This window comes from Chryseobacterium koreense CCUG 49689 (assembly GCF_001045435.1).
In the GTDB taxonomy this organism is placed as follows: Bacteria; Bacteroidota; Bacteroidia; order Flavobacteriales; family Weeksellaceae; genus Kaistella; species Kaistella koreensis.
The window spans coordinates 1-6,317 of record NZ_LFNG01000043.1 but is presented as its reverse complement, the minus strand read 5'-3'; the positions used below and the strand labels follow the sequence as shown (position 1 = coordinate 6,317).

The 6,317-nt window shown below is 33.8% G+C and carries 3 protein-coding genes and 1 pseudogene; 1 reads left to right on the top strand and 3 read right to left on the bottom strand.

What is annotated here, in order from left to right:
- Positions 1-202: pseudogene (locus ACM44_RS14430) on the top strand (hypothetical protein); the annotation flags it as partial.
- Between the two features lie 300 nt (positions 203-502).
- Here ACM44_RS14430 and ACM44_RS14425 read toward each other — a convergent pair.
- From ACM44_RS14425 to ACM44_RS14415, 3 genes are read right to left on the bottom strand one after another with little or no spacing between them, the layout of a single operon-like run.
- Complete coding sequence (locus ACM44_RS14425) at positions 503-2,344, bottom strand: Eco57I restriction-modification methylase domain-containing protein (protein ID WP_048500764.1); 1,842 nt, start codon at positions 2,342-2,344, stop codon at positions 503-505.
- 3 nt (positions 2,345-2,347) lie between these two features.
- Positions 2,348-5,437: an Eco57I restriction-modification methylase domain-containing protein gene (locus ACM44_RS14420; protein WP_048500763.1), complete on the bottom strand. Its 3,090-nt coding sequence runs from the start codon at positions 5,435-5,437 to the stop codon at positions 2,348-2,350.
- Entirely contained in the window at positions 5,437-5,739 is a 303-nt protein-coding gene (locus ACM44_RS14415) for a helix-turn-helix domain-containing protein (protein ID WP_048500762.1), read from the bottom strand. The genes ACM44_RS14420 and ACM44_RS14415 overlap by 1 nt, the downstream gene beginning before the upstream one ends.
- Positions 5,740-6,317 lie beyond the last annotated feature (578 nt).

Below are 6,317 nucleotides of genomic sequence, written 5' to 3'. Positions count from 1 at the left end.
CAACATGAAGCGGATTAATTTCAGAGGGATGGCCCAGGCTAACAAACACGTTTTAATGGCTGCCCTGACTTACAACCTGAAGAAATACCTGAAGTTCACCACCCGAAAAGTCCACCGCAAGGCCCAAATCATGAACGTTCCAAAAGGGAAGTTCTGGTTTTGGAAAAACTTCTTTCCCACGACTCCCATATCCTTCATTTAAGCCCACGCGAAATTCCGGAAACTTTCACCAGCAAAAATAAAAACCTCCTTTAAATCTGGTTTCTGAGCGAAGCAGAAGAATAAAAGAGGTTGTTTTTTAGTGTTTTTGCACGCTGCTGTTCATAAAATCAGAGTTGTGCAACGGTTACCGCTGTTACCAGCTGCCCTTCTTTTCTGTCGTGTTTGTTCATTGTCATTTCGTGTCTGACTTGGTGCCTTGGCTTGGTGGCTCTTTTGCAAAACATGGCTTTAGAGATGGGCTTGTGCGGTTTTGCAAATGTGCCACCAAATGCGTTGGCCTTTAAATTTGTATTTTATACTTCTCTATCAAAAATTCATCAACCTCTTCTTTGGTCGCACCGTTTGATAAAAAATATCTGTCTTTTTCAGTTAGTTCACATACTCCAAAATTCTTGACATAATTTTTTGCATACGATAAATAACCAGAAGAGTAGGGTTTACTCGTATGCTGCATATAGTAATCAAAAACCTTTGACTCCAAAATTCTCTTTAGAATTTTTAGTTCTTCAACTGATTCATTAAATATGGCATAACCACAATAAATCATCATATCTTTTTGGTCAGTAAATACAAAATGAGGGTCTTTTGCCATATATGGAAAAAGCAATTTATATCCTTTGTCTGTTAAAGCCTGAGTTCTTCCAAACGCATACCAAGCTTCATAATCACCGTTTCCTTTATCTCGTTTTTGAAGATCATCTTTATGAAAGGAAAGATACTTGTAGGCTTTTGGGAAGTTTGATTTTAATTGCTCCTCTTTCATCAATGATAGAGGCGTTATACCGTTTGTATATGGATAAATCAGCTTTTCTTTAACGGATTCTATCTCGTGTTCATATTTGAGAATGTTAGGCTTAATTATGTCTCTGCAAATACCTTTCTCAATCTCAAACTTTTTTCCGTTACGAATTAATGTATAATAGTTTTCATTTTCAGCAATCGGTTTGAAAATATAAATATCATTGCTAAGCGTGGCAATCCCGTTTTTTATCTTGTATTTAGAACCTAAACTTTCCCCAGCATTCTCGATTCGTTTTATGTTTTCAACGATTTGTTTGTTGTTAATTATCCAACCTCTCAGAAAGTCCAAATCTTTAAAAGGAATTTTATTGAACTTTTCTAATCCGTTTTTTTGTAGGGTTTTGCTTGTTTCTTTTTTAAAGAGTAAGTATTCTGACTTTTCTTTGGATAAAAAACAGATGCAAGTGTAAGCTGATTTACTTTCAAATAATTTCTCGTCACCAAAATCAATAATACTCAACTCATATTTGTTCGTCTGCAAGTAATTTCGCAATTCTCTAGCGTTTACACTTTTAAAGAATGAGTTTACGGTTATATAGCCAAGAATACCGTTTTTATTAAGATTTTCTATACCAATCTCAAAGAAAGGTATATACAAATCGGGGTTTCCCGATTTTGTTACCGACCAATTACTCAGTAATTTTTTAGTCTCTAAATCAATGTTTTTTGCTCTTACATAAGGAGGATTCCCGACAATTAAATCAAATCCTTCATTAGACTTGATTGCACTGCAATTAGATTCCCAATCAAACGAAAGTGCATTTCCGCAAAACAAATTGAATTTAAACTCCTTTTCATCTTCGCCTAGTGAAATGGCTAAAAGTGAAAGAAGGATTTTTGTTCTCTTTATACTAGTCTGGCAGATATCTAAACCAAATATATTTTCTTCAAATATTTTGCTAAAGGGTCTTTGTGTTTCATTCTTCTGTTTGTTTGCGACAGTGAAAAGAAAAGCTCCGCAACCACAAGAAATGTCTGCCGATTTAATTTCAGCAAGTGGCTTTTTTACTTTAGATAGACTGTTTTCTACAATAAAGGATTTTATATAATTTGGCGTGTAAACCGCTCCATTGACAACTTTATCCTTTGATGGAATTGCCAGTTCAAATGATTCGATTAGTTCATCAAATGAGAATTTATATGTTGCAAAAACGATATGATGGTAAAGTGGAGATTCCTTATTAAGTATTAAATCCTTAATGAGCTTGTTGTTTTTAACTTTCAGTGAATTAGAATTGATGAAAATAGACACAAGAATCTTATTCAATGTGTTTTCATCATCACTGAATTGATTAATAATATTTTTTAAATCCTTGTTCATTTGTCAATTGTTATTTAGAATTTCAATTCTGTCAATATTTCTACTTCTTTCATTGAAGAATGCTCTTTCATCATCATTTAATCCATAGAGTTGGTAACATACATCATCCAATAAATCCCATTGTCTTTGAAGTAAAGCACTAATACCTCTTTTTTGGTTGGGTGATGAAGATTTATACCTTACTTGCAATCCTTCGATTCTTCTCGATATTTCAAAAAGCTGAGTTTTTAAATCTTCCCTTTCTCTGAAGTTTTCTCCTGGAAAGGGAACTGGTTCAAGAAATTGTTTATTAAACTTGAAATATCCATTTGACTGTGGGTTTGCAATCGACCTTGCCAAAACAGAATAAACTGTAGAGTTAATAATTGAAGCTAAAGCGTAGAGGTTTACTTCATTTATTTCAGGTAATTCTACATAGTTTACATTTGCGTTATCACAATAATGCCTTTCCGAAAAAGTTATTGCAGCAAAAGTGTCTAATGCTGTCATTGGGATATAAACTTTAGGAAAGTTTCTTGCAATATTGTTAGCTCTCGTGTAAACGTGCCATCTTTCCTCGGGGTAGGTTTCTACATTCTGTTTGATTCTCTCTTCATTTCGGTTTAAATATTCTCCTGCCAAAGGGTATTGGTCGTAAAATTCACTAAACGGGATTTCGTAGGCTATCCCATCTTCAACTCTGTAAGGGAAAATGCAATATGTTTCAGGAATATCGTCTCTGTAAGGATAAAAATTTTCATTTGGCAATAAGGCACAGCAAGCATCCAATTCAATTTGAAAATTGTTTTCTAAATGTGACTTTCCGGTAATAATTCCATTCTCAACTTGAATCGGTCTGATATGGTAGGCTTCATTCCACAAAGCTTGAATTCCAACTCTCACATTTGCGTAATCACCGAGAGTACCAATATTTGCAAGCAGGTTTGTTTTTATGGCTATTAATTCACTATCGTCAAAACTCCAAGGGTTTTCGGTTATTGCGGTTGATGGCAGGAAAATATAATTTTCAGGAGACACATCAGGTGTATTTAATTCTCTTAATTCAGAAGGAAGTGCTTCAATATTGTCTTTGAACAGTTTAAAGCTAAAATTCTCTGGGGCAGATTTGTCTAGAACTAGTAAAGAAACGTAGGTTATTCTACCTTTAAATATTGAAGTTGTTTCAAAATCAACTACCGAGGATAAGAGGCGAGAACTAGAAATTATATTTCTAATTTTTTTCCCATAATCCGTTTTGAAAAATCGTTTTTGAACAATAAAACCTAATCTACCTTGTTCGTTAAGTAAATCAATTGACTTTTCTATAAATGGAATTGCGAGGTCAACCTTTCCATTTTTTGAAGATGAAAATTTGTCCTTTATGTATGCGTGCATAAAGGGCAAATCCGCATTGTAATTTTTAACCTCAACATAGGGTGGATTTCCAATTATGTAGTCAAAGCCTCCTTTTTGTTCAAATATTTCATTGAACTCACTATTCCAGTCAAAGACATTCGTTTTTAATAGTTCTTCTTCGTTATCGGCAAGTGCAGGGAAAATTTCTAAAATATCAGATTCAACTAGGGAATTACCGCAACGAATATTATTACCAATTCCATTTAAAATTTTGCTTCCAAAGAGTCCAATTTCGTTGTATGATTCAGGGTGCTCAGATGAGTCTATGACTTTCAATGATAATGACATTTTAGCTACCTCTACAGCCTCTGCATCTATATCAACTCCGAATATACAGTTATCTAGTATTGCCTTTTTACCTTTTAAGTTTAGGAAAAAATTCGTGTCATTTTGAATAAAAAACTGTGTAAAATCTGGATTTGGAGAGGAAATATACAACTCCTTGAAAATGTCTTCTAAATAGTCATAAGCTTCAATGGCAAAAACGCCACTTCCACAAGCAATATCCAAAACTCTATTGGATAGTAAATTTTCAATTCCCTCAGCTAAAAGTTTTCTCTTTGGAATTGTTCTTTTTACTATTTCCTGAACAATGTACTGTGGCGTACTTACTGCACCTCTTGTTTTTAGATATTCGCTCTTGATTTCATCTCTTACTTCTTCATTTTCAATAAGTATCTTTTTAGATAGGAAAATCTCATAGATGTCACTTAATAGTTTGGTAGGAATTACATCAAATCGGTAAGGGGAAGGGTAATATAAATGTTGTAATAAATTATCAAATACAACATTTGATATTGTCAGGTTGTGAATTGAATTTATGCGTTCAAACAATGGACCATCATAATGCTCATAAAATTCAAAATAAGAAGAGTTTTTGAAAGAATCCCAAAATCCATTTTCTCTATAACTCAATAGTAATCCATCTTCCTCGACTTTTCTTGCTTCACAGACCCTTATAAATAAGATTCTGTTTATAATGACTTGAACAATATAACTAAGATTCGCAGAGTTGTTTTGAATGTATGCAGCATTATTTCTCAAAATATCTCCAGCGAGAAGTAAACGAAAATCAGATAGTTGTTGGGCAAATTTTAGATCAGGAGAAATTTTTTCTAAATACCTATTATCTCTGAGAGTGGCAGAATAAATTTCATTAAGTTTTCCTTTGTATATATTTTCTTTAAGTAAATGCTCATCAAGAATTTCAAAATTCTCTACGTAATCATTTATTGTAAAATACAATCTTCCAATATTCGGAGCTTGTCCTTGTTCAGGTGTGTAAGTACAATCATAAATTGCAAGCTGTTCAAAATTTGAAATAAATGCACAAGGTGCTAAAATAGACCAGCCATATGATTTTATTTGAAATGCAGCATCAGCATCTGACTCAATATTTACGGTAATGTCCTTAGCATCAAGAAACGTTAATTTCTGTTTTGCTACTTTGAAAGTATAATCGGGTCTTGTGTTTCGTGATCCAATTTCAATTAATCTTTCTTTTTCGGCTTTGGATAAAACTTTTTCTTGTAAAATTTGAGATGTATCTCGAACATCCCATCCAAAAATGGTCAATAAATCATTCAGCCAAGTTCTAATGGTCTCTTCCGAAGTAAGATCGAGTCTCCCTTGTTCTTTGAACTGATTGTATTGAGCAATGAGTTCTTTAAGCCTTTGTTTTCTTATTTCAGAACTCATTATTTTTTCTTTTTACTTTGATATTTAATTTTCTCTTCTGCCACTTGCATTGCTTGCAATGCCAAGTCCTCGTCTTGAACTTCGTAATATAGTTTGTCTGAAAGCCAAGCTATGATTACTTCATTCTTTTGGTCTTTGTAAAAGTCTGCAAGTGCTTTAACTTGTTCACGTGTTGGCATTCTTTCATCTCGTTCTATTTTGCTCAAAATAGTCGGGTCAAGCGAAAGTTTGGCTCCAACTTCACGCAAAAGCAGTCCTTTCGTTTCTCTTAGTTCTCTTAATGTAGTTCCTATCGTTTTCAAAGTGCCTTATTTTGACTTGACAAATATTGGCAAATGTAATAAAGTTTTTTATAACTGTCAACAATGAATATTCACTTTTCTAACAGTCGGGTGGTGGGTGGGCTTGGGTAAGTCTGGGCAAAATAAAATGTGCTGCAATTTGTGTCGGCTTGTGCGTTAGGTTGCAGCTCTTTTTATTTTGCGAAGGGTTGGCAATTTTCCTGTCTTACTATTTAGGTTTTATTGTTTGTCGTGTCGTCTTTTAGGGTTGCTGGTAACGAGCCGAGTATTGCCGAAGGCGGGGCTAAATTGCACTTTCCGTAATACTTAAACAAAACTAAAATTAACAAACAAAATAGACTACGGATAACTTCAACCCCGCTTTTGGCAATACAATGTGCCTGTTGCACAACCAAATATACATATTCCTTTCCAATCATAAGAATTTGCAAGAATATCAATAATACACTGTAAATCAATTGTATAACTAAATTTATTTCCTTAAATTAGCCTATGCAGGGAAAGAAAAAATACACACCCAAGATCTTCTATCAGCTCAGTCTGGATGCACTGGTGCCCGAGGATAACTTTTACAGGAA